Below are 24,193 nucleotides of genomic sequence, written 5' to 3'. Positions count from 1 at the left end.
CGCTTCCTCCTCTCATCGGTTTATTACATCAGCCAGCATCTGTCTGCTCCTATACTCTGGAGATTGATCGTCGGAGAAATATGGAGCCAGCAGGATACGGAAGCCGAAAGCATCAGCCGTCAGCTTATGATCCGGCATCTGAGCAGGCCCGCAGCTGTTGCTGCCCAGCCCGTTCTGTCTATAATCCAGATTGAGCGTTATGAAATCACGTGCTGTAAGCTCACTTGCATGTTTAGCTTCTTCAAGGTCCTTATCAGTGAAACGGCGCGCGCTGAACTCAAGGGTTGGCATCCCCGCCGCGATCAAGCCCAGACCAGCTGAATCCCTGATGGATATCCACCTGACGTCAGTTCTGTTGCCGTTCTCTTGCGGATAAATGTAGTTGGTGAACAGTCCGTCCACCGATGACGAATACACACCGACGGGACACGCTTCCTTGCTGTCCGAATAATTCTCCCCGGGTCCACGGCCATACCATTTCACATGGCCCAGATCTCCAGGCACTTCAAGTTGAAGGCCGATCTTAGGCAGCATCTCCGGCGGTTTGCCCTCCGGTGTGCCCTGAACATCTATAGTGACGACTCCGCTGCCGGTTACCGTATACTTGACTATACAGCGGAAGCCCCAGTCAAATACCGGCGGAGCAATCCGTGAGCTTACTGTGATCCGGACCGTCCCCGCATCCAGCCGGGTGCATTCCACGGCGTCCACACGCTCAGTGAGCCGGTCCAGATGTGCCTTGCGCCACTCGGGCAGCACATACATGTCATTATCGATCGGCGCGCGCCAGAAGTTCAGCTTTGGTCCAGCGGTCAGAAGCTCCTTGCCACCAAGGCGGAGGGAGCTGATCCGCCCACTGCGCTTATCGAACACCATTCGGAAATCATTACTGAAAAGGATAAGGTTGGCATTTGCCTCTCTGCATTGAAGGTTCGGTCGGAGTGACACACCCACAGCATTTGAAGCAGCCATATCTAACTCTTGAACCTGCTCCAGATCTGGTTGTTGAGCTTGCTCCTCAGCCTCCTTCCGGATTTGTTTCTGATTATCCTCACGCCCCTGACCATCCTGATAATCCACACCATGTCCCTCAGCCTGCTTTTGAATTTGAGCCAATCCGGGGACAGACTTTACAGGGAACTGGGCCCAAGCCACCTCATGTCCTTGCTCCGCCCAAGCAAGGTCCTCCTTCAAGGTAAACCGGATGTTTAGCCACCATTCTCCTTCGGTATATTTGCCATACAGAGGAGCCTCAGCTAAGTCAAAAGGAATTTGCAGCTCAGCTCGCTCGCCGGGACCAATTTCCGGAAGTTTCATATTGCCGCTCTGCACGATCCGGCCGTCCAGTGAAACGTTCCAGCTCGCATGAAGATGATCCAAGGTGACGAAGTCGTACCGGTTCATTACGCCGATTGTGCCTGCATCTCTATAATCAACCCGGACGGGTTCGATGATTTTCTTATATTCAAGAAGACCCGGGGATGGCGTGCGGTCCGGCTGGACCAATCCATCGATAACAAAGTTGCTGTTATTTGGCACGTCCCCATAATCTCCGCCATAAGCGTAGTCCTGTTTCCCCTCAGGGGTCTTCCAGCTTAGTCCATGGTCAATCCATTCCCAGACAAAACCGCCCTGGAGTCGGGCATATTTATCAAATGTATCGAAATAAGGCCGCAGCCCTCCTGGACCGTTGCCCATCGCATGGGCAAACTCACATAAAATATGCGGCTTCGGGTGGTCGGTCAGCTGCCCGAAGCCTTCCATTTTTTCCACCGAAGAATACATCGTGCTGACCACATCACATACTTCGGCCTCACGGTCCTCTTCATAATGAACGAGCCGGGTTGGATCAGCCTCTTTGCACCACTTCGACATTGCCCTGAAGTTGCAGCCGAAACCGGATTCATTCCCAAGCGACCAGAAGATTATAGAAGGATGGTTCTTGTCCCGTTCTACCATACGCTCCAAACGCTCTACATAGGCTTCTTCCCAGGCAGTGTCATCACTGAGTCTGGAAATGTTACCGAGCAGCTCGAACCCATGGGTCTCAAGGTCCGTCTCTTCCATTACGTATAAGCCGTATTCATCACACAGATCATAAAATCTTGGATCATTCGGGTAATGTGCCGTTCTCACCGCATTGATATTATGCTGCTTCATCATCTTAATGTCCTGGAGCATGGTGGAGACCGTCACCGTACGTCCTGTGTTCGGGTGATGATCATGCCGGTTAACCCCTTTGAGTTGAATGGCCTTGCCGTTCACCAGGAACTGGCCGCCTCGCACCTCGATGCGACGGAATCCAACCCGTTGGGCTATCATCTCCAAGGTGTCCCCGTGCTCATCAACCAAGGTGATAAGCAGATGGTACAGGGTAGGGGACTCGGCGCTCCAGAGCTTCGGCTGGCCTGCCCGCATTTCCAGATTCACAGCTTCATCAGCTGAAGCCGCCGCATCGGCTGCGGCGACACTTTGTCCGCTTGGGTTAAACAGCTCCAGCTTGATCCGTCCCTCTGCTCCCGCTTCACCAAGCAGGCTCGCCTGAACCTTAAGCGTGCCCTCACGGTACGCTTTATCCAGCTCTGTAACGACCCGGTAATCCGCAACCCGCAGCTTCGCGGGCTCCGAGATCAGATATACATCCCGGAAAATTCCACTCATCCACCACATATCCTGGTCTTCAAGATAGCTTCCATCCGACCATTGATACACTCTAACCGCGAGAGTATTAACCCCAGGTTTCACATAGGAAGTCAGATCGAACTCCGAGGTCAGCCGGCTGCCTTGACTGTAGCCGGCCGGCATACCGTTCACCCAGATGTGAAAGGCGCTGTCCACTCCGTCGAACTTAATGACGATGTTCCGGCCCTTCCAGGCTTCGGGAATATGAAACTCCCTTACATAGCTGCCCGTCGGATTGTCGTCGGGCACATGCGGGGGGTCCACCGGGAATGGATAATACAAATCGGTGTAATGCGGGTGCCCATATTTACCCTCTCCTTGAAGCTGCCAGAAACCCGGAACCTGAATGTCATCCCAGCCGCTGGTATCATAATCCCGCTGGAAGAAGCCTTCCGGGGCCCATTTCGGTCCCTTGGCATAATGGAATTTCCACATGCCATTCAGCGATTTGAACCAGGGCGAGCTTCCCCGGTCGCAGCTTAGAGCCACGGAGCGGTCGGCATGAGGGATGAAGTAAGCCCGGCTCTTTGCCCTTCCGCGCTGAAGGACTTTCAGGTCATCCCAGTCACGTCCGAAATTGATCTGTGTCATGGTTGAGTTCTCCTCTCTTCTCTTAAGTCTCTATTTCTCTTAGATCTACCTCTTGATGCGACACTGGGATGGTACCCCTTGATCTACCATTTGGTGTACCTCTCGGTGTGCTTCTTGCTATACTTCTTGGTATATTTCTTGGTATGCTTCTAATGAGCGTCTAAATGCACTTGCGGTTGTACCTTTTTGCCCGACATTAAGCACACCTTTCAATGTATCTCTGCTGCATCTTTGCTGCTCCTACATCATTCCATGCACCTCATCGTCATCTAAATGCTTCACGTATTGATGCGTTTTTAATGCAACCGTACTGCCGGTCTGTTGACGTGTTAGTTCTAATTCCTGTTCGCAACGAGTTTTTGTTAATTCAATATTTATGGAAGTATTGAATTAACAAATAGTTATCCTCCCAGCCCCTTCTACAAACCAACACTAGTCAGGTTGTTTTCTACAAAAGTCCAGTCAGATCATACCTTGGAACTCGGCGGGTTCTATTTATCTACATGCCCACGCTGCTCCAGCAGATTCCTGCCTTGGTCGGCATCGCTGCCTTATTGATACCTGTCCGAGATTCAGATGTCCCGCTGAACTAACCCTTTATCCCGGTGGTCGCAATGCCCCCAACAATGTAGCGCTGGGCGAAGAAGAATATGGCCAACGGCGGAATCGAGATCAGGCAGGTAATCGCCATAATCGACTGCATATCCACCCCATACATGCCTTTGAACTGGGACAGGCCAAGCGTTAGCGTGTACTTCATCTGATCATTCAGGAAGATGAGCGGTCCGAGATAATCGTTCCAGCAGCTCATAATCTGGAACACCGCAACCAGAATCAGTGAAGGTCCCATCAGCGGAACAATAATACGCATAAGCACTGTCAGCTTGCTCGCCCCATCAATGGTGGCCGCTTCATCCAGCTCCCTCGGGATCGTGAGAATGAATTGGCGAAGCAGAAAGATAAAGTAGGCGGAACCAAAGAATGACGGGACAATAAGGGGCTTAAGTGTGTTGATCCAGCCCAGATAATTAAATTCCATATATTGTGGAATCATGGTAACTTCCCATGGAATCATCATGGTAGCCAGCACAATCAGGAACAAGAAGTCCCTGCCCTTAAAGCTGAATCTGGCGAAGCCATAAGCAACAAGCGTACAAGAGATCAACTGGCCGATCGTAGCCATAACCGTAATAATCAGCGTATTTTTCAAAAAGGTGTTAAAAGGCTGAATGTTCCACGACTCAGCGAAATTGCTGAACTTCCATTCCGAAGGAATCCACTTCGGCGGGAACAGATACAGCTCTGTAGGTGATTTCAACGAGGTCGTAACCGCCCAGAACAACGGTGCGATGAACAGCAGTGAGAAAAAAATCAGCAGTGCGTAAACGACTACTTTTTTCACTAAGAACCTCTCCTTCCTTGCGCCTCCAGCTTCTTCTGAGGGTTCTTCTTCATCTCGCCTTCGTAGAACACCCAGGCCTCCGACGATTTGAACACGATGAAGGTCAGACTGAGCACAATCAGGAACATGAACCAGGCGTTGGCCGCCGAGTAACCCATCTTGAAGTATTTGAAAGCATTCTCATACATGTACATAGCATAGAAATATGTGGCCTTCATCGGGCCGCCGCCGGTGAGCAGGAGGGCCAGCGTAAGCTGCTGGAAAGCCGCAATGATAGAAGTAATCAAGTTAAACAGGATCGTTGGTGTGATCATTGGGATGGTGACACTGAAGAACTGTCTGATTTTGCCCGCACCATCGATGGAAGCGGATTCATAAAGATCTTTCGGAATCCCTTTAAGTCCGGCCAAGAAGATTAGCATCATCGAGCCCTGTCCCCATAGACTCGCAACCACCATTGCAACCAGCGACCATTTGGTATCATTCAGCCAATCAGGGCCTTGAATACCGAATATGGACAAGAAATAATTCAGAATTCCATAGTCGCCGCTGTAGACCCAGGACCAGATCATTGCCAGGGCCACCCCGGAAATTACGGAAGGGATATAGAAGGCGGTCCGGAAAATTGCGCTGCCGCGTGTTTTCTGATTCAAGAGAATCGCAAGCCCCAACGCCACAATGATGTTGAGCGGCACGAACAGAGCCGCAAATTTCAAGGTGACCCAGAGTGAAGTCCAGAACAGAGGATCGTCCGTGAACATATCCGCATAATTGCCAAAACCGATAAAATGAACTTCGCCTACAATCGGCCAATCAAAGAATGAAATGACCAGGGAGAATAGTAGCGGCCCCAAGGTAAACACGAGGAACCCGAAGATCCACGGGAAAATGAAGAGGTAGGGGATAGCCCCACCCCATCTGTTTTTTCGTGTAGGCTTGAGCTGGACTGCGGGTTCCTCTGCTTGCTGCAGAAAGTTCTGAGCCATCTCTTAACCCTCTTTCTGTATTAGTGTTATTTCAAATAACGCTCGCTGTCTTTGACAGCCTGATTCAGCACTTCCTGGGCATTGCTTCCATGCATGACTGATTCCACCGCTGCGGACAATTGACGGTTCACTTCATTCCACTTCGGATTCAGCAGGAAGGCCGGTGTGTTGCTGGAGCGTTCAAGCATCGTATAGTAAGGCTTATAAAGTGGGTCCTGATCCTTCTTCAGCTCGTTCACGACACTGACTCTTACCGGTAGATCGGCGACACGCATCTTGATGGATTCGTTGGACACATAGAATTTCACGAACTCCCAAGCCAGGTCTTTCTGCTTGGAATCCTTGGCGATCGACAAGGCCGATTCTGCCAGCACACCCTTAACCGGTTTGCCCGGAAAGGCTGGGATTTCAACGGTGCCTACATCAATGCCTGCTGTCTTGAACGATTCCAGCGGCCAGATTCCGCTTTCCCACATCGCGATTTTGCCGGCTTTGAAGATATCATCGCCGCTCTGCTGCCCCTTGCCGCCAGTCAGTACGGCCGAGCCGTTCTTGACCATGTCGCCGAGCATTTGAATCGCCTCAGCTGTTTCCTTACTGTTCATGTAACCATCAATCTTTTTGCCGTCATCGGAGATGAAGGAGCTTCCATTGCTCCAGACAAAGCCCTGCAGATCGTACGTATCATTCTCAGCCCGCACGCCGAAGCCGTACTGCTTCTTCGACTTATCGCTTAGCTTGGCGGCAATGTTCTGAAAGTCCTGCCAGGTCCATCCGTCCTTCGGATAAGGAACCTTCGCCTCATCGAACAGCTTCTTGTTGTAATAAACGACGCGGGTGGTGAAGCCTGCCGGAATTCCGTACAGCTTGCCGTCAATCTTTCCGTAGTTGAACAGGCCCGGATAGAAATCATCAATATTCAAGTCTTTATCTTTGCTTGCATAAGTATCGAGTGGTTCCAGGGATTGATGATATGTTGGGAAATCCCACATATACATCACATCAGGAGGGTTGGTCGCTCCAAATCCGGCTGCGAGCTTCTGGTCGAAACCGTCGGCATAAGCCTCCACCTGTACCTTCGTTCCAGGATGGGCTGCTTCAAACTTCTTGGCAATGTCCTGCTCAATCTTCAGCGCGTCACCGGTGTCCCATGTGGCGAACCTGAGCATCTTCGTCTGCCCCGAATTCGCGCCGCCTGAGGATGAGGATTCACCTGTTCCCCCGCAAGCTGTGACCATGGTTGCCATTAACGTTGTGGCAAGTACAATAAGTGAAATTTTCTTTTTCATTGTGGCAGCCTCCCCTTTGAATGAGGTTATAATAATTGAACCGCTTTCATCTTAACTTTTATGAAAGCGGTTCAAAACCGATATCTATTCGAATGTTTGCGTATTTTTGTCCGATTTAATCCTTAGGGTGTTCATCTGTCCTGGATAGGGCGCCTTTTTGTTGGGTCCGGTAGTGGCTGGGGGTCAGACCCATACACCGCTTGAACCATTTACTGAAATATTTGCTGTCGCCAAGCCCCGTCCTCTCGGCAATATCCTGCATCGTCAGCTGGGTGCCGCGAAGCAGCTCGGTAGCAAGCTTCAGTTTCCGCTTGTATTGGAAGGCCACGAAGCTGTCTCCCACCGTCTTCTTGAACAAGGTGGAGAAATGGCTGCGGCTGAGGCCCACCTGTCCCGCCAAATCGCTGACTGACCAATCCGCACCCGGATTATCGTACAGCAGCTTCACAGCCTTCCATATCGGCTCAGGCCAATCGCCGGACGAGATGCCGTGCAGCTTCTCAAGCTCAGCCTCCTTGTGCAGCTCGCGGAAGGCCGAGCTGATCCCCCCCGTATCTTCCAGCGGCAGCGGTCCTCTTCGGGCCCACCTCAGCTTCTCCGCCTTACTCTTCATCTGCAGCAGCAGACTATCGGCTGTCTCGGCAGCCGAAGCAGGCACAATCCAATAACACAGCTCCTCGCCGTAAGGGATGACCGCAACACCGCGCAGCAGCCGTCCTTCCCGGTCTTGAGCTGTGTCCAGCACCTCCGCATTGCCGCCACAGCCGCCCGCCTTAAGCAGGTATACATACAGCGGGCCTTCCCCCGGCAACCACTCCTCCTGGACAAAACAGCCGATCTTTGCGATGAACTTGTCACTGTGCCCGCTGAGCCAGGCAAGCAGCAGGGAACCGAGCCGCTCCTCCCGGCTGTCCTCCACCACGTTCTCCACCGCAGCTGGGGCCGTTAGTTCCGCCTGGAACTTCTCCAGCATGCCCTCCAGCTCCTCATCCTCAAACGCGGTCTTGAGCAAATACCCAGAAGCGCCAAGCTTGATTCCCTGCTGGGCATACTCGAAGTCCCGGTGGCAGCTCAGCAGAACGATTCTCGCTTCCTTATCGGCTTCTTTCACTTTGCGCAGCAGTTCTATCCCATTCATCTCCGGCATAACAATGTCGGTAATGATCACCTGTGGCCGGTGCGTCTGGTAAGCCTCCCAGGCTTTTAGACCATTTGGCGCATCCGCGACCACTTCCATGCCGTATTTATGCCAAGGCACCGTGGATCGAAGTCCTTTACGCACAATACTCTCATCATCGGCCAGCAGTACTTTTATCATCTTAGCTGTCTCCATGCGGATTCTCCTCCTTCTTGGGCCAACGGATTACAATGGTGGTGCCTTCGCCTTTTCTTGAATGGACGGTCAAGCCATACTGGAGGCCGAAATGGAGCTTGAACTTCTGGTTCGCGTTCTGCACCCCAAGCCCACCTCTTCCTTTCGGCTGCTCCTTAGGCCTTTGAGTGTTCAGCTGCTTCAGCTTCTCCTCGGTCATTCCTGCCCCATCATCAGACAGGGTAAGAACCAACTGTTCGCCTTCCTCCTCAACACGAAGCCTGATCGTTCCCTCCCCATCCTCAAAGGCATGAAAGAAAATATTCTCAAACAGCGGCTGTAGTGTCATACGCGGGATCAGGTATGGCTTTAAATCTTCACTGCACACCTGCTCATAGGTGAACACCGATCCGTAACGGACCTCCTGTATTTTTAGAAAATGTTCAATCATCCGCAGTTCCCGCCCAAGCGGTATCAACTCCTGGGAAATATCCAGATTCCCTTCCAGCACCATTGTCAGATGGTAAATCATCTGACGAATGTCTTCAGCCCCTTGGAGCCGCGCTTTCCACTGGATGGAATTGAGCGTATTGAACAGCAGGTGCGGGTTGATCTGATAATGAAAAGCCTTGAGTTCGGCCTCCTTCTTCAGCCTCTCGCTGATCTCCACCTCCTGAACCAGCGACTGTATCCCGCTGACCATCCGGTTGAAGCTGGTATCCAGGCTTCCAAGCTCATCCTTGCCCTCTACAAGCGTTCTCGTATGCAGCTTGCCGAAACTGACCTTCTGCATGGCATCCTTCAATCTTCTGATCCGGGCTGTGAACCTGGATGAGAAAATATAAGCCAGGCCAAACGCCAGCAGGCAGGAAACAACGGCCACAACAACGGTATTGGACCTGATCAGGTTAGAGGACAGATAGAAGGCCTGAGCGGGCAGCCTAGCCTCAATCTTCCACCCGTTGGCGGCAAGTGTCCGGTTCCAGACTACGTCACTGCTGTTTGGGGTGAACGCGGCCTTGGTCTCATAAATGGTCAGGCCTGCCGGGTCTTTGACCGTCAGATGCGCCTTTGTATCCCCTTCGAACATATGAAACATACGAAGAAGCCCCTCGGCATTCTCTTCAATTAGAATTGTGCTGCCATGCTGTGCTCCCTTCGGGTTGTTAATCCTCACAGCCAGACCCAGAACAGGCTCACCCTGATGCTGTGTATCTCCCATGCCATGGTTCATCGGGTAGAAGCCCAGCCAGTGGGCCCCCTTGGATACGCTCGTCATGGACCGCCAGGCAGGGATGCTGTCCAGCTTGCTCACATCAAGATTATTCTCACCATAGTAATACCCCGATCGCGTAATCAAATAGATTCCGGTTGTCTTGTCGGTCTTAAGCGACTTAAGCAGCGCCTCGAAATCATCCTTATCCATGATCTCTTGATACGTAGAGGGAACCTGATTGCCAAGCCCCGCGCGGGCGGGGTCCAGCAGGTACGAATAGATCGTTCCTGTCGTCTGGTTCATCCGGCTCAGCGATGAACTGATCTGCTGGTCAAGCTGGGCAACCGTATTTTCCCCGTATTTGCCGAACTGGGAATTGATAACTTTGGCTGATTGATAATAATTTAGAGCCCCCAAAGAGAGAAGGGGAATAATCGTCACAATAAGGAAACAAAAGAGCAGCTTGGCCCTAATACTGCGATAAGAGTGAACGGAGAAGCGTTGGTAGAACTGCTTGCCAAGACGAATGAACATGACCTCTCATCCCCCACTTTTTATATACCGCATATGTATTTGAAGTGTAGCATGGACGGGCTGGACGGGGAACATCCCGTTAAATGGTAAAAGCACTTCCCTTTAGACCCGGTTGTCCGGGAGGAAGTGCATGTATTACATTCAGGTTGTATACTCGTGTCCCAGAATCAGGAACACACTTGATGTCCAGGTAAAAGCCCTGTCGCGCAGCCCTTCACCTGTTAGGGCATCAAAATTCTCAGCCATGCCGCTTTTGTCCAGCATGCTGCAGAACCGGTGGGACACTTCACGGGCCAGCTCTATATCTCCTGCGGCGGCAGCCCCTTCCACCAGCAGCATCGTTGAAGGCGCCCAGATTGGCCCCCTCCAGTAGCCGTCCGGCGTGTAATAAGGGCTCTTCACGCTTTCCGTGGCCCAACCGTTCGGCGTCAGGAAGCGGCTCTCATCCCGCAGCCCCTCCAGCAGGGATTGCAAAATGTGCTGCGGCAGTCGCTTCCCAAGCAGAATGGGCACGAACAGCAGCAGACTGTCCCCCTCGGACACCTCGTGGGTTCCGGAGCGGCAGGCGATGAATCGGCCGCCCTTCCAGAAGTGGCGCAGCATCCGCTCTAGTGTCTCTTCTCCCAGCCTCCGCCAGGCGGCGCTTTCGTCGGTAAGACCAAGCAGCCCCGCGATCTCGGCAAGCACCTCGATCTGCAGAATCAGGAACGTAGCCAGATCCGGGCTTTCGACCGGTATGCCGTTGTTAAACGCCGTACTGTTATCCCACCCGGAATCGTTACCGTGATTGTACTGCGGGATTCCGTCCCCATCATGATCACGGTAATAGAACCACCAGTTCGTCCACCTGCACAGGGGTCCGTATACCTCGCGCAGATGAGACTCCTTGATGAAGTCCGTACGCTGCATCATCCAGGCGAGCGTCCAGCCATGAATCGGCGGCTTGTTGCAATTCCACAGCTCATACTTGTCATTAATAAAGTCGGGAATCAAGCCGCTCTCATTCTGCCGGTCGAAGAAAATCATGAATTGGTCCCAGGCCAGCTTCGGATTATTCCTGACCAGAGCCATGGCATTGAAGCAGTGGTCCCAGCTCCAGATATTGGTCATCCAGTTCTTGGACATATACATAGCAGGCCGGGTCAAGCATCCTTCATCAGGAACAAGGCAGGACCAGGTAATGTACGCCGCGAGCTCACGGCCGGCCTGCCAGCGCTCCGGCACCGTCAAGCTGGCATTCAGCCAAGCGTCAAATTCCTCACGAACCGCACCTGCGGCTTGCTCCCAAGGCGCCCAGCTTTCACATGGCTCCCACACGGTGCGGAACTCCTGTACCGCGAACTCGACCGAATCCGTGCCCTCCTCGGGAGAGAATTCTGCCACAATCCGGGAGCTCTTGATTTTGTCCCAAGGGACTTCCATCTGAAGCTTCCCGGTTAAGCTGATCAGCATAAACCTGCACTCATGGGTGAAGCTGTTAACTTCCCAGTTACCAACGCTGTGTTCGTAAGCGTAGTCGTATGCGGAGGTTCGGAAGGTCAGCCGGAGGCCGCATCCCTTCGTACGGAATCGGACCGTATGGGCGTCTGTCATGCAGACCTCCGCATAGACCGGGGCCGAGTCTGTATCTAAACGCAGCAGTGAAGGGGACGCCTGGGCTTCATAAGGAATGAACTGACCGTGCTTATCAAGCAATTCAATAAGAAAAGCTTCCCCAAATTTATCGTCCCCACCACGGACGGTCCGCAAATAAAGGCCCTCTTGCCGTTCACCGGCTTCAGGCAGTTCGGAAATCGCCAGAAATGTTCCTCTTCGGCTGAAGGGAACCACATTAAGATCAAAGTTCATAGCGGGTAGGCTCCTTTGGCAGAAAGTATGCGCTTTCATTGTATCTGAGGGCGGAAAGGTTCGGAACAGACAGGTGTTTGGGATGGGGAGTTAAAATGTTGGGCAAAGATGCAGAATGGTTATATAGGGTTTTTTTTGTTAGGCGTAAGGTGTAATTTTGTCTTGTTTATATAGAAAGCCTGCAAGATAACACCTCAATATTGTGGAGCCTATTTTCATTCAAAATGGTCTCTTGCTAATTGGATCTAGGCTATTCGTCCACTCCCGGAGTGTGCATTTGACATATAGATATGACATCTACACACACTCTTTTACCTAGGGGAAGGTGGCGGGATTGAAGTATTCGGTAACACAAAGGCCCGGAAGTTGGAGATCTGGACGGAAATACAGATATGCACAAAGAATCAAAAGAGCAGGTATTCACAAGAAGCGTCTTTGTAAGAAACCATTAAGGAGAAAGCAAAAACCTCGAACTATGATTGATCAGCAAGCTTTACAAGCTGCCATACAAAAAGCTAAATCCCAAATCCGGGCCGAAATAGCCAAAATGTGCGGGATTCAAGAACCTCCAGGGACACAAGGGGGCCCTGGTTCCTCGGGTGAGGGAGGGCCAGGCGGAGCTGAAGGCCCCCGGGGACAACAAGGAATTATTGGACCTGTAGGAGCTGCGGGGGTCCAAGGTCTTCAAGGGGTCCCCGGGGCTGCGGGAGCTCAGGGAGTTGAGGGAGCCCAAGGACCGCCAGGACCCCAAGGAGCACAGGGGATTCAAGGGATCCCGGGGCCATCGGGGCCTCCTGGACCATCAGGGCCTCCGGGACCATCAGGACCACCGGGACCTCCAGGGGCAACAGGACCCCAGGGGGCAACAGGACCCCAAGGGGCAGCAGGGCCCCAGGGAGCAGCAGGACCTCAAGGAGCAACTGGGCCTCAAGGTCCAACAGGACCCGAAGGGCCTCCTGGAGAATTAATTATTCCCGGGATTGCCGTTACTCCTGCAATAAACCGTTATTTTTATGAACCGGACACCGATCTTGATTTAACTATGCCGGTTACGATTCCTGATAATCAATTCACGAATGACACGGGGGCACCTGTTGAGGGTTTTGCCGGTCTCGGCCCCGACAGTTATTACAATCTTTATATTAACGGGATTCTTCAGCCAGGATACTTATACAGCGTTAATCCGGCAGCCTTGGTTCTATCCGCTCAGGACTCTACGATCTATGCTGGCACACCTTTCGTGTTAGAAATCGTGCAGGTAACAGCAAATGTTATATTGTCTAGCAATTTTTGATAGTTAGCCCTCGCATCTTTCAAACCTTCTGAATTTAATAAATATGAAGATCAGGCAAGCTTCTAAGTTCTATACTTGGATTTCTGCATGCTCTTCAAAAAAAAGGGGAGGTAATGAAGATGGCAATCGTAACACCGTATCAAAACAGCAGAAGATTCACTTCAACTATTGGAGCTGGAACAGGAACTGGGGCAACATTTGCAATTGCTGCAACAGCGTTCACCAACGATGCCGGTACAGCTGCTACGGCTTTTCCGGCATCGTATAATTATTACAATCTTTATGTGAATGGCGTGATGCAGACAGCTGATGTTTCTACCGTTACCACAACAACGATAACTATTCCTGGTGGCGATGCGTTGGATGCCGGAACACCAATCTTAGTTCAATTCGTTGTTTCCTAATCCGCTATAGTTTTACCGTAAGCCTTGTTTCTTCAAGACCCGCTCTGTTCTACAGGGCGGGTTTTATTAAGACTAAGTTAAATTATCTTTCTATCCAGGAAGATCTCCACAGCACACATCTCAACAAAATTGAAGTAAGACATAATAAGGTTAACGAGAAATACCGGGAAATTATCTACTTCATTGAACTGTTCAGCTTGGACAACAACAGGGATATCTTCAATACCAAAAACAGGCACATCAGCCTCAATAGGTCGGGTATGCCTGTCTTGTCTTCTACTAAAAATTAAATCAGCACGCAGCTACTCCATCTTCTCAAAGCTCCGGATCGCCTCGCGGGCCGAGTCGGGGATCGGCGTGCTTTTGCCGGTTTTGGTATCTATTAGTACAATTGCACCCCTGCCAGCCGCCTTCAGTTCATCATGAGCCACCAGGGCATACTCCACATCAATGGACGAACGGCCAAGCTTGGCTACCCGAATATACAGCTTGAGCGGGTCTCTCAAATAGATTTGCGCCAGATACTGGCACTCCAGATCAGCTACGACGGATACGCGTTCATCACTGAACAAGTCCTGCGTCAATCCCAGGTTCTCAAAGTACTCAATACGCCCCTGCTCAAAATACATAAAATAACTTACATTATTCACATGTCCCAGCAGATCGGTCTCGCAGTAACGGACCTTAATCGGAATGAAGAATTGGAATTTAGCCAGCCAGCTTTCCGGATCAGGCTGGACAAAAGATTCTTTGCGCATGCTACAAACCCCTCTCGCGGTGCCGGATTGCACCTTCTAGTATGAAACCGGATATTCCATCATCATAACATGACTGGATTTACTGGATAAAGATGACCTGAGTACAAGCAGCTTTCCAAGGCAAATCAAATAAAAGCACCCTCTGCCCAACAGGACCAGAAAGTGCTTCTCTCTAATGCAATCCTTTTACTTGTCCAGCACCTTAAACATGCCGGTCATGCCTGGTGAGTAGTCTTGGAAACCGTACTTCTCATAAAACTTGTCCTTGCCCTCCGAGGCAAAAAGCCCGGCAAAAGCGACCCCGTTCGGAAAACGGCGCTCGGCGATGAATTCCATAACCCGCTCTATGATTCGGGCTCCAATTCCATTCCCTTGATGCTCCGGCAGAACGGCCACATCCTGAATGTAAAAGTACATCGCCCCATCGCCTACAATCCGGCCCATGCCAACGGTCTTCCCTTGATGAACCGCAACGACTCCATATAGGGAGCGGGCGAGTGATTCCTTTGTCATCTCTGTATTTACGCTGCCCCAGCCTACCGCTTCCCATAAAGCTTGATGCTCCTGTACCGTTGGAAGTCTATCTATAATTTCATAGGGATGATTCATACTCATATGAAGTAACCACCTTTATTTGAATGTAAGGGTGGCTGTATTTTCTAAAGACAACCACCATAGTTATTGGCCGTTAATTGTTGTCAGCTCCATGTCGTTCATCTCCTCTTGAAATAGTCATAAACAGGATAATACACTATCGTGCATTTGACCAGATATATCCAGGTTGCAAATCATCGGCAGCGTAGTACTTATTGCTTTTATAACCCCTTATGTGCAACCGTTTCCACGAAAAACTTCAAAACTTTTCCGAATAAGTGTTTATTTTTGGAAAATTTAGTGGTATTTTTACTTTGGAATATATAAAAATTATAGGAGATGGTATGAAATGTTAAGAAGAATGAAGAAGCATCTATCAAGTTTGGCTTTTTTATCGATTTTGGCGCTAACGTTTGCACCATCTGTTTTTGCTAGTGACCAGCCGGTTCAATTGATTTCGGCCAATCTCTATGCTTACAAGTATGGCTATGTGGGATTTAGCGGCAGTGTCGAAGTAAATAACCTGAACTACCAGAAAACCGTAACCATCCATTATACTCCTGGAAACGGTCAGTGGTATGATACGCCTGCTTCCTATCAAGGTCCAACAGACTCTTCGCATGAGAAGTGGAACTTCGCAATTTCCACTTACAGTGGGGACACTACGAACCCGCAGCTCCAAAACGCTCAAAACATTCAATTCGCAATCAAGTATGAAACCGGTGGTCAAACGTACTGGGATAATAATAACGGACAGAACTATTCCGTCAGCCGTTATAATATGAGCTCGACCATTCTTGGCGGACCGAACGTTCTTCGCGCTTTCGATTCTTTAACTCAGAACACCTTCGCAGGCGGTGTATTCGTTAAAAACCTGGACTACAACAAAACAGTTAAAATCGAGTATACCACAGATAATTGGAATACAACCAAAGAAGGCTACGCCACTTACTATGGGCCAGCTAACTCCGATAGCAGCGTACAAGAATGGCATTTCAGTATCAACAATATTGACTCCGGTGTGTCCCAAATTAAATACGCTATCTCTTACACTGTTAATGGACAAACCTATTGGGATAACAATTATGGAAGCAACTACCTAGTTAACAGATAATCCGATCTACCATAAGAAGGGGCCGTCTTTGAGGACGGCCCCTTCTGTCAACGCGGAATGTATTCATGCTTGAAGAGTCCCATCAGGATATTATCGTGGTACTCCCCGTCGAAATATAGATCTTCCCGGATAACGCCCTCCCGGACAAAACCCAATTTCTCATACGTTCTAATAGCCCGGTCATTGTAAGCATACACATTGATGTTGATTTTGCGCAGATTCAGCGTGTTGAACATATAAGGAATGATCAGATGAAGGGCTTCGCTTCCATACCCATTACTCATGTAGGCCTCATCTGCGATTGCGATACGGAAGCTGCCTTTCCGCTCCCGGTAATCCACATCCATAATTGCCAGATCCCCGATCACCTTGAAATCGGATTTGAGACAGATGACAAGGTCAATCCGGCTGTCATCCAGGCTCCACTTTTCAATTGCCTGCTCCAGCTGAGGTTTGGTGAAGAAGGAGGTTGTTCCGGTCAGCCTCCGGATCTTTGGATCGGATACGGCTTTTAGGAAATAATCCACATCGGTGTCGGTGATCCTGCGCAGAAAAATTCTTTCTCCATCTAAGTACTTAAGTGACTTAATCTGTTCACTCATCATAACTTCTCCTTTGTTTAGGCGGGCTTACAGTTCTTTGACCATCTGCACCTGAGCCGCCATTGTAGTGAAGCCGGCCTCCCGGAGAACCGAATAGGTAAGAGCACTTGCCGTGAGCGGCACATTCGGGACGATCCGATTAATGTCGTCATTGAAATCGCCGAACACATACGCCAGCATCAACCGGATAATCCCTTCTGCCTGTGAATGGCCCGGAGCTGCCTCACACTGAAACAGCGTGGTAGCCGTATGTATCCCAGCCGGGCTGTATGTTTTGCGGAAATACGCATATCCGGCGGGTGTCCCCGATTCATCGTGAATAATGACCGCCTCGCCATCCTTGGCATTCTGCCATTGTGTCTGCCATGTGTAGTCTGCCCTATAGAATGGAAGCTGACCCGCTTGCACCGGAGCAACCCTCTTTGCCGTATAGCCTTGAATACCGGCAGGAAGCGGATTTGCGGGGGCCGCTCCTTTCAGATTAAGATGCTCAAGCTGATCCACAATCTTATAACCGAGCTTCTCATATAGAGCAATGGCCTTGGCATTCTCGCTGATCGCTTCGAGCGTGGACAACTCCACACCTTCCTCCTTCAATGCAGCAATGGAGGCTTCCATAAGGGTACGCCCATTGCCTGAGCCGCGGAGCGGCATAGCCACTCCTGTTCCGCCATTCCAAGCAATTCTGCGTCCACCCGAATCGCGGACCCCACTGAGCACAATGCCCACTGGGCGGTTATCCTTGAAAGCTACAACAGACAAGGTGGGTGACAGTTCCTCCATCGTCATTCTTTTTATGAATGCTTCCGGTGTTGTCGTGGCATTGAAATAGTACCCTTCAAATCCGTCATTCCACGCTTGCACCGCTTCTTCCAGCGTACATGCCGATAAGCGTCTGATTTCCATACAACCGTCTCCTATCCGTTACAGATTATAAATCCGGCTGTATTTATCTTCTAAATAATTCACCAGATAATCCGCCTTCAAATCTTCTCCGGTCACATTCTTGATAAGCTGTTCAGGTGTATACAGCTTGCCGTGACGGTGAATGTTCTCTTTCAGCCACTGCTGAACTCCCGCGAAGTTCCCAGCCTGAATCTGGTCATAGAAATCCGGCTTCTCACGTACGATTGTACTCAACAGCTGGGCCGCGTACAAATTGCCAAGCGAATAGGACGGGAAGTAGCCGAAGCCTCCGAAGGACCAATGAACGTCCTGCAGCACGCCCTCGGTGTCCGTAGCCGGTGTAATGCCGAGGTAATCCTGCATCTTCTGGTTCCAGATTTCCGGCAGGTCTTTAACTTCAATCTCTCCGCCAATCAGTGCTTTCTCAATTTCATAACGAATCATAATGTGCAGATTGTAGGTAAGCTCATCCGCTTCCACCCGGATCATTGTCGGCTGCACACTGTTAATGGCCCGATAAAACTCCGTAAGGCTGACCTGACCAAGCTGTTCCGGGAAGTGCTGCTGAAGTGTTGGATAAAAATGATGCCAGAACGCTTCACTGCGTCCCACCATATTTTCCAGGAACCGGGACTGCGACTCGTGAATCCCAAAAGAAGCTCCAGTCGATAGAGCGGTTCCCTCCAAGCGCGGATCAATATTTTGCTCATAGATGCCGTGGCCCGCTTCGTGAATCGTGCCAAATACCGCGGACCGCACATTATCCTTGAGATATCTTGTTGTAATCCGGACATCTCCGGTATTCATTGGCTGCGCGAACGGATGCACGGTCTCATCAAGTCTTCCTGCGTTCATATCAAACCCGATCAGTGGAAGAAGATACTGATTGAATTTCTTCTGCTGCTCCACATCATAAGACTGCTCAAAAATCCCGACATTCGGTTTGCTCCCGGATTGCTTAATCCTTTCCAGCAGAGCTACACTGGACTCTCTGAGCTTCGCAAACAAGGGGTCCAGAACGGCCACGCTTAAGCCTGGTTCATACTGATGCAGCAGCGCATCATAAGGATGATGCTCATAACCAAAGATCCCGGCCACTTTGCGGTTATAGTCAACAATCTTCTCCAAAAAGGGCTCAAAGATACTGAAGTTATTCGTCTCTCTGGCTTCTTCCCAGGCATCATTGGCCCGGGCCGTCAGCACAACATAGTCCCGGTACATGTCTGCCGGAATCTTTTTGGAACGGCTGTACTCTTCCTTGCGCTCACGAATTTGGGCCTGTGTAATTTCATCCAGGTTCGCGTATACCTCAGGAGTTGACAGCGTATTCAACAATTCTCCCATTTCATCCGACACGGACAACTTGAACTCCTCTGTACGGAATGTGCCAATCGCTTTGGCGAAGATCGGTCTGCCTTTCTTGGGAGCGGTTACCTTCTGATCCCATTCGAGCAGACTGGATATGCTCAGGAAATGAGCGAGTTTCTCTTCTAAAGCTTTGTACTGGTCAACGGCTGCCTGAACTGCCGGATCAAGGGTTTTCTGTTCCATAGTATAAGCCTCCCAAAAAGAAAATTAGACCGGAATCCAAAATAGACTCATTAGTCTATTTTATTTAATCACATTTTTTACCTGTGTTCAATTTATTTCCAAATGTTATATACAACAAAAAAACCTAATTCCGGTATACGCCAAAATTAGGCTCAGAGTGCAGTCCTCTTCATGTCAGATAAGCAACAAACATCTCTTTCATCTGGCTTAAAGCCTGCTTATATGGGTATGCCGGATCTGTCACAATACAGATAGAGGCCCCATCGATCATCCCCCAGAACGTATGCGCCAAGATGAGCGGTTCAAGCTCATTTTGGATCTCTCCCTTCTTCTGACCCTCCTGGACAATATCCACGATCAGACTGATGAAGGATTCCTGGCGCCTTCGCGTAAGGTAGCTGGCAATTTTCTCATCCCGGCAGGACTGCAGGCGGAATTCGTAATACACCTGGAACAGGGCCTTTTCAGCCGGATCGCTATGATCATTGTTAATATAAGTATCGAACAGGCAGGCCAGCTTATCCAATGAGGTGAACAGCTGTGCCAGCTTCTCCTTCACCGTATTATGCATGCTGGAGGTGTTCTCGTTCACAGCCTCAAAATAAATTTCTTCCTTTGATTTGAAATAGTTATAAATGGCACCTTTGCTAAAACCCGAATGCTCTACAATATCATCCATCGTAGCCTGCTGATAGCCTTTCTTGGCAAAACAAATCAGCGCGCTGGACAGAATCTCCTGCTTCTTCTTTACTTTATAATCTTCGGATACCACAGGCGGCACATCAGCCACCTCCTCTTCCTGGGTAGCGATCATATATCATCCAGTTCAATTTAGCACAGAACTTACACCTGTACAAACCCTCATCTCTGGATCTCCATCCCAGCCAAAGCGCATGGCATATAAAAGCCCCCACTGAATTAGACCAAGCGGGGGTTGGGTTTCGAGCAATGAGTTAATCAATGTAATTAATAAAGAATTGTTTTGGAGACAATCACAAGCAATATGAAAAGAACCAGAATTGCTCCAGTAGATGTAAACATTCCGCCGCCATATCCTCCAGCTGCTTCACTCATCAACCTCTCCTCCTTTACGCTCTGCTTATGCCCCCTTGGGAACTATACAATTTATGTAAGACACATACTTTTGGTAAAGGCTTTAACATAAATCCGGAACTTTAGGTGCTGCAATTACCAGTTGAATGCTGAAGTCTATGCAATAGTTAAAGATGATAATTCTGTCTAGCACTCTATCTTTTTCGGAAGAGTATGCTGTATTACTTCTGAAAGAGAGAGGATGAGCTGAATGGGGATTACAGAGACTCTTTGCCGGCGTCTGGCACGTATTCTTGGTGGAAAAGGACAGCATGAGAATAACGAATGCTCTATCACAGTTAAACGCAACCTGAATGCCACGATCCTGGGAAAGAAGTACGATACTGAGCATGAAATTGTAATTCAATCCTTGAAAAATGGAAAATCCCTGAATACGGGGGAAATCACCTTATTACAGAGGGAAGTTCAGTCATTTATCCGTCAGGCCGTGAAACTAGGATTAAGAGTAACCGCAGTGCACAATCACTGGCTGTTTGACAAACCCCGGCTGATGTACGTGCATGTTGAATCAGTCGAAAATCCGATTGTCTTTGCCAGAAAATTAGCATCCATTATTAAACGTCTTAAATAATCCCGTGGACTGCTGAATCACTAAGCTCTCTAGAGGCAGATCCTAATTGATAACTGAAAAAAAACTATAAGGTAATGAAGCAAACTTGCAAGGTAATGAGGCAAGCTGGCGCGGGTATAGCTTCCCGGCGCCAGCTTGCACAAAGCTCTATCCTTTAACAGATCCGGCGGAGATTCCTTCCACAATCCGCTCGCTCATGATCAGGAATGCCAGCAGGATCGGCAGAATGCTGATCATTAATGTGGCTCCGATCGCCCCCCAATCAGTCGTATACTGTCCGATAAAGTTCTGAACTCCGACTGTGAGCGTTTTGTATACATCCGAACTAATGAAGGTATTCACGAAGATAAATTCGTTCCAGTTATAGATCATATTGATGATCCCCGTGGTTGCCAGCACCGAAGAGGTCATGGGCAGGATGATCCTAAGGAACATCCGGTTGACCGAGCAGCCGTCCATAATGGCGGCTTCCTCCACCTCTCGGGGCAGCGCATAATAGAAGCCCAGAAGAATCATAATGGTCGTTGGCAAATTAAAGGCGGTGTACGATAAAATCAGCGAGCTCGGATTGTCAATCAGATGCAGCTTTTGAAATGTGCTGAACAACGGAATCAGTGTGGAGTGTACAGGGATCATAAGACCCACCATGAACAAGCCCAGGACAAACGAGCGTGCCCTCCACTTCATCCGGGTTACCGCATACGTCACAAAACTGGCGAGCAGTACAGTCAGAATCACCGCACCTGCCGTAATCCATACACTGTTGAGAAAATAAACACCAATGTTCCCGCTCTCCCACACATTCACATAATTCTCCCAATGAGGGTTCGTGGGAATTGAGAACGGTGGAGCGCCAAGCACTTCCTGGTTATTCTTCAGGGAGAACAGCATGAGCCATATCAGCGGCAGAATCTGAAGAACAGCCACAAGAATAAGCGCCAAATACATTAGCCCCATACCGGCTCTGCGTCCTGCCTGCCGAGCAGCACCAGGGGCTCCGAGCGGATACGCGGGTATCACTTCCGTCTTCACGAATATCCTCTCCTTTCCCTAGTGAAATTGAACCGTATCCTTGGTGGCAGTAGCCTTCCGGATCAGATACGTGGCAAGCAGACAGATCAGGAGCAGGAAGAAGCCGATGGCGCTGCCGTAACCGAAGTCAAAGCTGCGGAACGCTTTGTGGTACATATACGAAGCCATTACTTCGCTGGCACCGTTAGGTCCTCCGTCCGTCATTACATAAATTAAGTCAAAATATTTCAAAGAACCTACCACAGATAACACGACGGTTACCTTAATTATTTCAGTTACAAGCGGAAGCTTGATCCGCATAGCAATCTGCCAGCTGTTAGCCCCGTCAATACGCGCCGCTTCTGTCAGCGTTTCCGGGATATTCTTCAGCCCGGCATAATAGATAAGGATATAGAATCCCGCATACTGCCATACAATGGGCACGAACAAAGAGAACAGGACAACCTTGGGATCAGCCAGCCACGAAGGCGGATCACTGATTCCAATAGAGTTCAGAAACGTGTTCAGTACCCCGTTTGAAGGATGATAGATTTTGATCCACAGCTGTGCTATGGCCACGGAGGAGAGCAGCATGGGAATCAGGTAAATTTTACGCAGCAGATTCGCGCCTTTGATTTTTCCCGAGAGCACCAGGGCAATCGCCAAATACCCGATCAGGCTGATCGCAGAAAACACAGCCAGCAGCAGGGAATGATACGCGCTCTGCCAGAATGCCTGGTCCTGAACCAGCGTTTTATAGTTATCAAACCCGATAAAGGACATTGGACTAATTCCGTCCCATTTGTTAAGTCCATAGTACCCTGTCAGCACGATCGGAATGTAGACAATGGAGAGCAGCAGCAGGAGTGACGGGAGCACATACAGCGCAATCACGCCTTTGTTGGACATCACTTTATCCATGGGGAATTCACTTCTTTCTCTACTTGGACTCGGCTGGTCAGCGAAGCGGGCGGGCTATTTGCCCGCCTGTACCGCCGCCTGATGCTTCTTGGCGAATTCTTCCGGCGTCACAGCCTTGCCGAACAAGGCTTGAATCATGTCCAGATGCGTCTGTGCAGCATCAGGCTTCAGCTGGACATCCGCGAATAACGTAATATTGCTTGCCTTGTTCAGTTCACCAAGCAGATCCACATACATCTGCGGCAGCTTCATATTCGCCGTATCCACCTTGGTTGCCGGAATCACACCAGCATCCTTTACGGACTGCTCACCCCATTTGGCGACGAAATACTCTACGAACTTTTTGGCTTCCTCTTTCACCTTCGAGTTCTCGGCCACGAATAACCCCACTCCCGGTCCGCCAACCCAGCTGTCCCCACTTCCTTTACCGCCATCCACAGTAGGAAACTTGAAGAAGCCTACCTTATCCTTAAACTCCTGCGGAATGTCCGGATTTGTGGTGAAGTTTGGAATCTCCCACGTTCCCATCAGATACATCGCGGCTTTGCCGTTCATAAATTCCGATTTGCCTTCATCGTTGGACAAGCCGTTGAACCCTTTATTAAAGGCATTCATGTCTACAAGGCTCTGCACCTCGCTGGCAGCCCGAATCAGAGTCGGATCTTCGAAGCTGCCTGAACCGTCCATCGCTTTCTTCAGCGTATCGCTGCCAGCAATCCGGTCAGCCAGATACATGTACCATAAGGAACCTGTCCAGCGGTCCTTGTTGCCGAGGGCAATCGGCTCCACTCCCGCCTCGGACAGCGTCTTGACCACTTGCTTAAATTGCTCATAGGTGGTTGGGATCTGCAAATTGTGCTTTGCGAACAAATCCTTGTTGTAGTAGATTGGCGTGATATTCAGCTCAATCGGCAGCGCATAAGTCTTGCCGTTAATCGCATAAGCTTCGGCTGTACCAGGCACGAATTTGTCCTTCAGTTGTGCCCCGCCAAGGATATCGTCCAACGGCGCGAACAAATTCCCTTTTACATACGGCTCCAGGAAGCCCGCCGCCCAGGTGATTCCGACATCCGGCAGCTCATTGGAGGCCGACAGCACTTTGAGCTTGTTCTTGTACTGCTCGTTATCCATAATCTCTGTCTTAATCGTTACATTGGGATGATCCTTCTGATATTGATCAATAATTTGCGTCACGAGTTTGTTCTGCTGTGCCGAGCTGCCTGCTGGCCACAGATGCATCATCTTCAGCGTAACCCGATCGCTTCCAGATCCGCCGGAGCTAGAGCCGGTATTCCCCGTCTCGTCAGCCCCCTTCGCTCCTCCGCATCCCGATAAGACTATCAGAATGCTTAAAGCCAGCAGCAGGCCGGACACCGTCATTTTCTTGAACATGGATTGACCCCCTTGAATGATTATCAATCTTCGTGTAACCGCTAACAATTTGATTGTAGCAAAGGGACTCCCGCCCTATAAGGTCACTGTGATTAGGTAAAA

The 24,193-nt window shown here is 50.0% G+C and carries 21 protein-coding genes; 4 read left to right on the top strand and 17 right to left on the bottom strand.

The genetic code is table 11. The annotated features are described in order from the left end of the window. Positions 1-12: 12 nt before the first annotated feature. The 7 genes from BN6628_RS04560 to BN6628_RS04530 all read right to left on the bottom strand — a co-directional run bounded on the left by BN6628_RS04560 (position 13) and on the right by BN6628_RS04530 (position 11,860). The gene (locus tag BN6628_RS04560; protein WP_082926791.1) at positions 13-3,273 is read right to left on the bottom strand and encodes a glycoside hydrolase family 2 TIM barrel-domain containing protein; all 3,261 of its coding nucleotides are present in this window, start codon (positions 3,271-3,273) and stop codon (positions 13-15) included. Positions 3,274-3,862: 589 nt separating this feature from the next. Then, the gene (locus BN6628_RS04555) at positions 3,863-4,675 is read right to left on the bottom strand and encodes a carbohydrate ABC transporter permease (protein WP_068614891.1); all 813 of its coding nucleotides are present in this window, start codon (positions 4,673-4,675) and stop codon (positions 3,863-3,865) included. Beyond that, positions 4,675-5,661 carry a carbohydrate ABC transporter permease gene (locus tag BN6628_RS04550; protein WP_068614888.1) on the bottom strand — a complete coding sequence of 329 codons (987 nt, stop codon included), beginning with the start codon at positions 5,659-5,661 and terminating at the stop codon, positions 4,675-4,677. The genes BN6628_RS04555 and BN6628_RS04550 overlap by 1 nt, the downstream gene beginning before the upstream one ends. Positions 5,662-5,687: 26 nt before the next feature. Next, positions 5,688-6,950 (bottom strand): ABC transporter substrate-binding protein, encoded by a 1,263-nt coding sequence (locus tag BN6628_RS04545; RefSeq protein WP_068614886.1) that lies wholly within the window; start codon positions 6,948-6,950, stop codon positions 5,688-5,690. 115 nt (positions 6,951-7,065) lie between these two features. Further along, entirely contained in the window at positions 7,066-8,283 is a 1,218-nt protein-coding gene (locus BN6628_RS04540; RefSeq protein WP_068614884.1) for a response regulator transcription factor, read from the bottom strand. Continuing rightward, positions 8,270-10,012 carry a sensor histidine kinase gene (locus BN6628_RS04535; RefSeq protein WP_068614881.1) on the bottom strand — a complete coding sequence of 581 codons (1,743 nt, stop codon included), beginning with the start codon at positions 10,010-10,012 and terminating at the stop codon, positions 8,270-8,272. Before BN6628_RS04535 ends, BN6628_RS04540 begins: the two co-directional genes overlap by 14 nt. Positions 10,013-10,153: 141 nt before the next feature. Continuing rightward, positions 10,154-11,860, bottom strand: coding sequence for an amylo-alpha-1,6-glucosidase (locus tag BN6628_RS04530; protein WP_068614879.1), 1,707 nt, complete (start codon positions 11,858-11,860; stop codon positions 10,154-10,156). Between the two features lie 475 nt (positions 11,861-12,335). Between BN6628_RS04530 and BN6628_RS26780 the strand changes: the two genes are divergently transcribed. Further along, a complete protein-coding gene (locus BN6628_RS26780) occupies positions 12,336-13,154 on the top strand; it encodes a DUF4183 domain-containing protein (RefSeq protein ID WP_082926790.1) in 819 nt (272 codons plus the stop codon). Positions 13,155-13,273: 119 nt separating this feature from the next. Further along, on the top strand, positions 13,274-13,558 hold the full coding sequence (locus tag BN6628_RS04520; RefSeq protein WP_068614876.1) for a DUF4183 domain-containing protein: 285 nt from the start codon (positions 13,274-13,276) through the stop codon (positions 13,556-13,558). Between the two features lie 302 nt (positions 13,559-13,860). On the opposite strand, the gene BN6628_RS04515 is transcribed toward BN6628_RS04520, so the two are convergent. After that, on the bottom strand, positions 13,861-14,316 hold the full coding sequence (locus BN6628_RS04515) for an acyl-CoA thioesterase (protein WP_068614873.1): 456 nt from the start codon (positions 14,314-14,316) through the stop codon (positions 13,861-13,863). 186 nt (positions 14,317-14,502) lie between these two features. Further along, positions 14,503-14,925 carry a GNAT family N-acetyltransferase gene (locus BN6628_RS04510; RefSeq protein ID WP_068621969.1) on the bottom strand — a complete coding sequence of 141 codons (423 nt, stop codon included), beginning with the start codon at positions 14,923-14,925 and terminating at the stop codon, positions 14,503-14,505. Between the two features lie 334 nt (positions 14,926-15,259). Here BN6628_RS04510 and BN6628_RS04505 point away from each other — a divergent pair, with 334 nt between their 5' ends. Next, positions 15,260-16,024 (top strand): carbohydrate-binding protein, encoded by a 765-nt coding sequence (locus tag BN6628_RS04505; protein WP_068614870.1) that lies wholly within the window; start codon positions 15,260-15,262, stop codon positions 16,022-16,024. A 47-nt stretch (positions 16,025-16,071) separates the two neighbouring features. Here BN6628_RS04505 and BN6628_RS04500 read toward each other — a convergent pair whose 3' ends face one another. From BN6628_RS04500 to BN6628_RS26385, 5 genes are all read right to left on the bottom strand, one after another. Then, entirely contained in the window at positions 16,072-16,629 is a 558-nt protein-coding gene (locus tag BN6628_RS04500; RefSeq protein WP_082926789.1) for a GNAT family N-acetyltransferase, read from the bottom strand. A 24-nt stretch (positions 16,630-16,653) separates the two neighbouring features. Continuing rightward, positions 16,654-17,532 carry a GNAT family N-acetyltransferase gene (locus BN6628_RS04495; protein WP_068614863.1) on the bottom strand — a complete coding sequence of 293 codons (879 nt, stop codon included), beginning with the start codon at positions 17,530-17,532 and terminating at the stop codon, positions 16,654-16,656. Positions 17,533-17,550: 18 nt separating this feature from the next. Beyond that, positions 17,551-19,083: a carboxypeptidase M32 gene (locus tag BN6628_RS04490; protein ID WP_068614860.1), complete on the bottom strand. Its 1,533-nt coding sequence runs from the start codon at positions 19,081-19,083 to the stop codon at positions 17,551-17,553. Positions 19,084-19,252: 169 nt separating this feature from the next. Then, positions 19,253-19,897 carry a TetR/AcrR family transcriptional regulator gene (locus BN6628_RS04485; protein WP_082926788.1) on the bottom strand — a complete coding sequence of 215 codons (645 nt, stop codon included), beginning with the start codon at positions 19,895-19,897 and terminating at the stop codon, positions 19,253-19,255. Between the two features lie 152 nt (positions 19,898-20,049). After that, positions 20,050-20,157 (bottom strand): sporulation protein YjcZ, encoded by a 108-nt coding sequence (locus BN6628_RS26385; protein WP_204249254.1) that lies wholly within the window; start codon positions 20,155-20,157, stop codon positions 20,050-20,052. Between the two features lie 229 nt (positions 20,158-20,386). Here BN6628_RS26385 and BN6628_RS04480 point away from each other — a divergent pair, with 229 nt between their 5' ends. After that, entirely contained in the window at positions 20,387-20,767 is a 381-nt protein-coding gene (locus BN6628_RS04480; RefSeq protein WP_068614857.1) for a DUF1259 domain-containing protein, read from the top strand. A 147-nt stretch (positions 20,768-20,914) separates the two neighbouring features. On the opposite strand, the gene BN6628_RS04475 is transcribed toward BN6628_RS04480, so the two are convergent. The 3 genes from BN6628_RS04475 to BN6628_RS04465 form a co-directional block, all read right to left on the bottom strand. After that, positions 20,915-21,724, bottom strand: a complete 810-nt coding sequence (locus tag BN6628_RS04475) for a carbohydrate ABC transporter permease (RefSeq protein WP_082927078.1) — start codon at positions 21,722-21,724, stop codon at positions 20,915-20,917. Between the two features lie 93 nt (positions 21,725-21,817). Continuing rightward, the gene (locus tag BN6628_RS04470; protein ID WP_068614854.1) at positions 21,818-22,699 is read right to left on the bottom strand and encodes a carbohydrate ABC transporter permease; all 882 of its coding nucleotides are present in this window, start codon (positions 22,697-22,699) and stop codon (positions 21,818-21,820) included. A gap of 54 nt (positions 22,700-22,753) precedes the next feature. After that, positions 22,754-24,091 carry an extracellular solute-binding protein gene (locus BN6628_RS04465; RefSeq protein ID WP_068614851.1) on the bottom strand — a complete coding sequence of 446 codons (1,338 nt, stop codon included), beginning with the start codon at positions 24,089-24,091 and terminating at the stop codon, positions 22,754-22,756. Positions 24,092-24,193: the final 102 nt, after the last annotated feature.

Source organism: Paenibacillus tuaregi (genome assembly GCF_900086655.1).
Lineage (GTDB): Bacteria > Bacillota > Bacilli > Paenibacillales > Paenibacillaceae > Fontibacillus > Fontibacillus tuaregi.
Note: the sequence above shows the minus strand (reverse complement) of the source record. Positions and strands in the feature narration are given on the sequence as shown.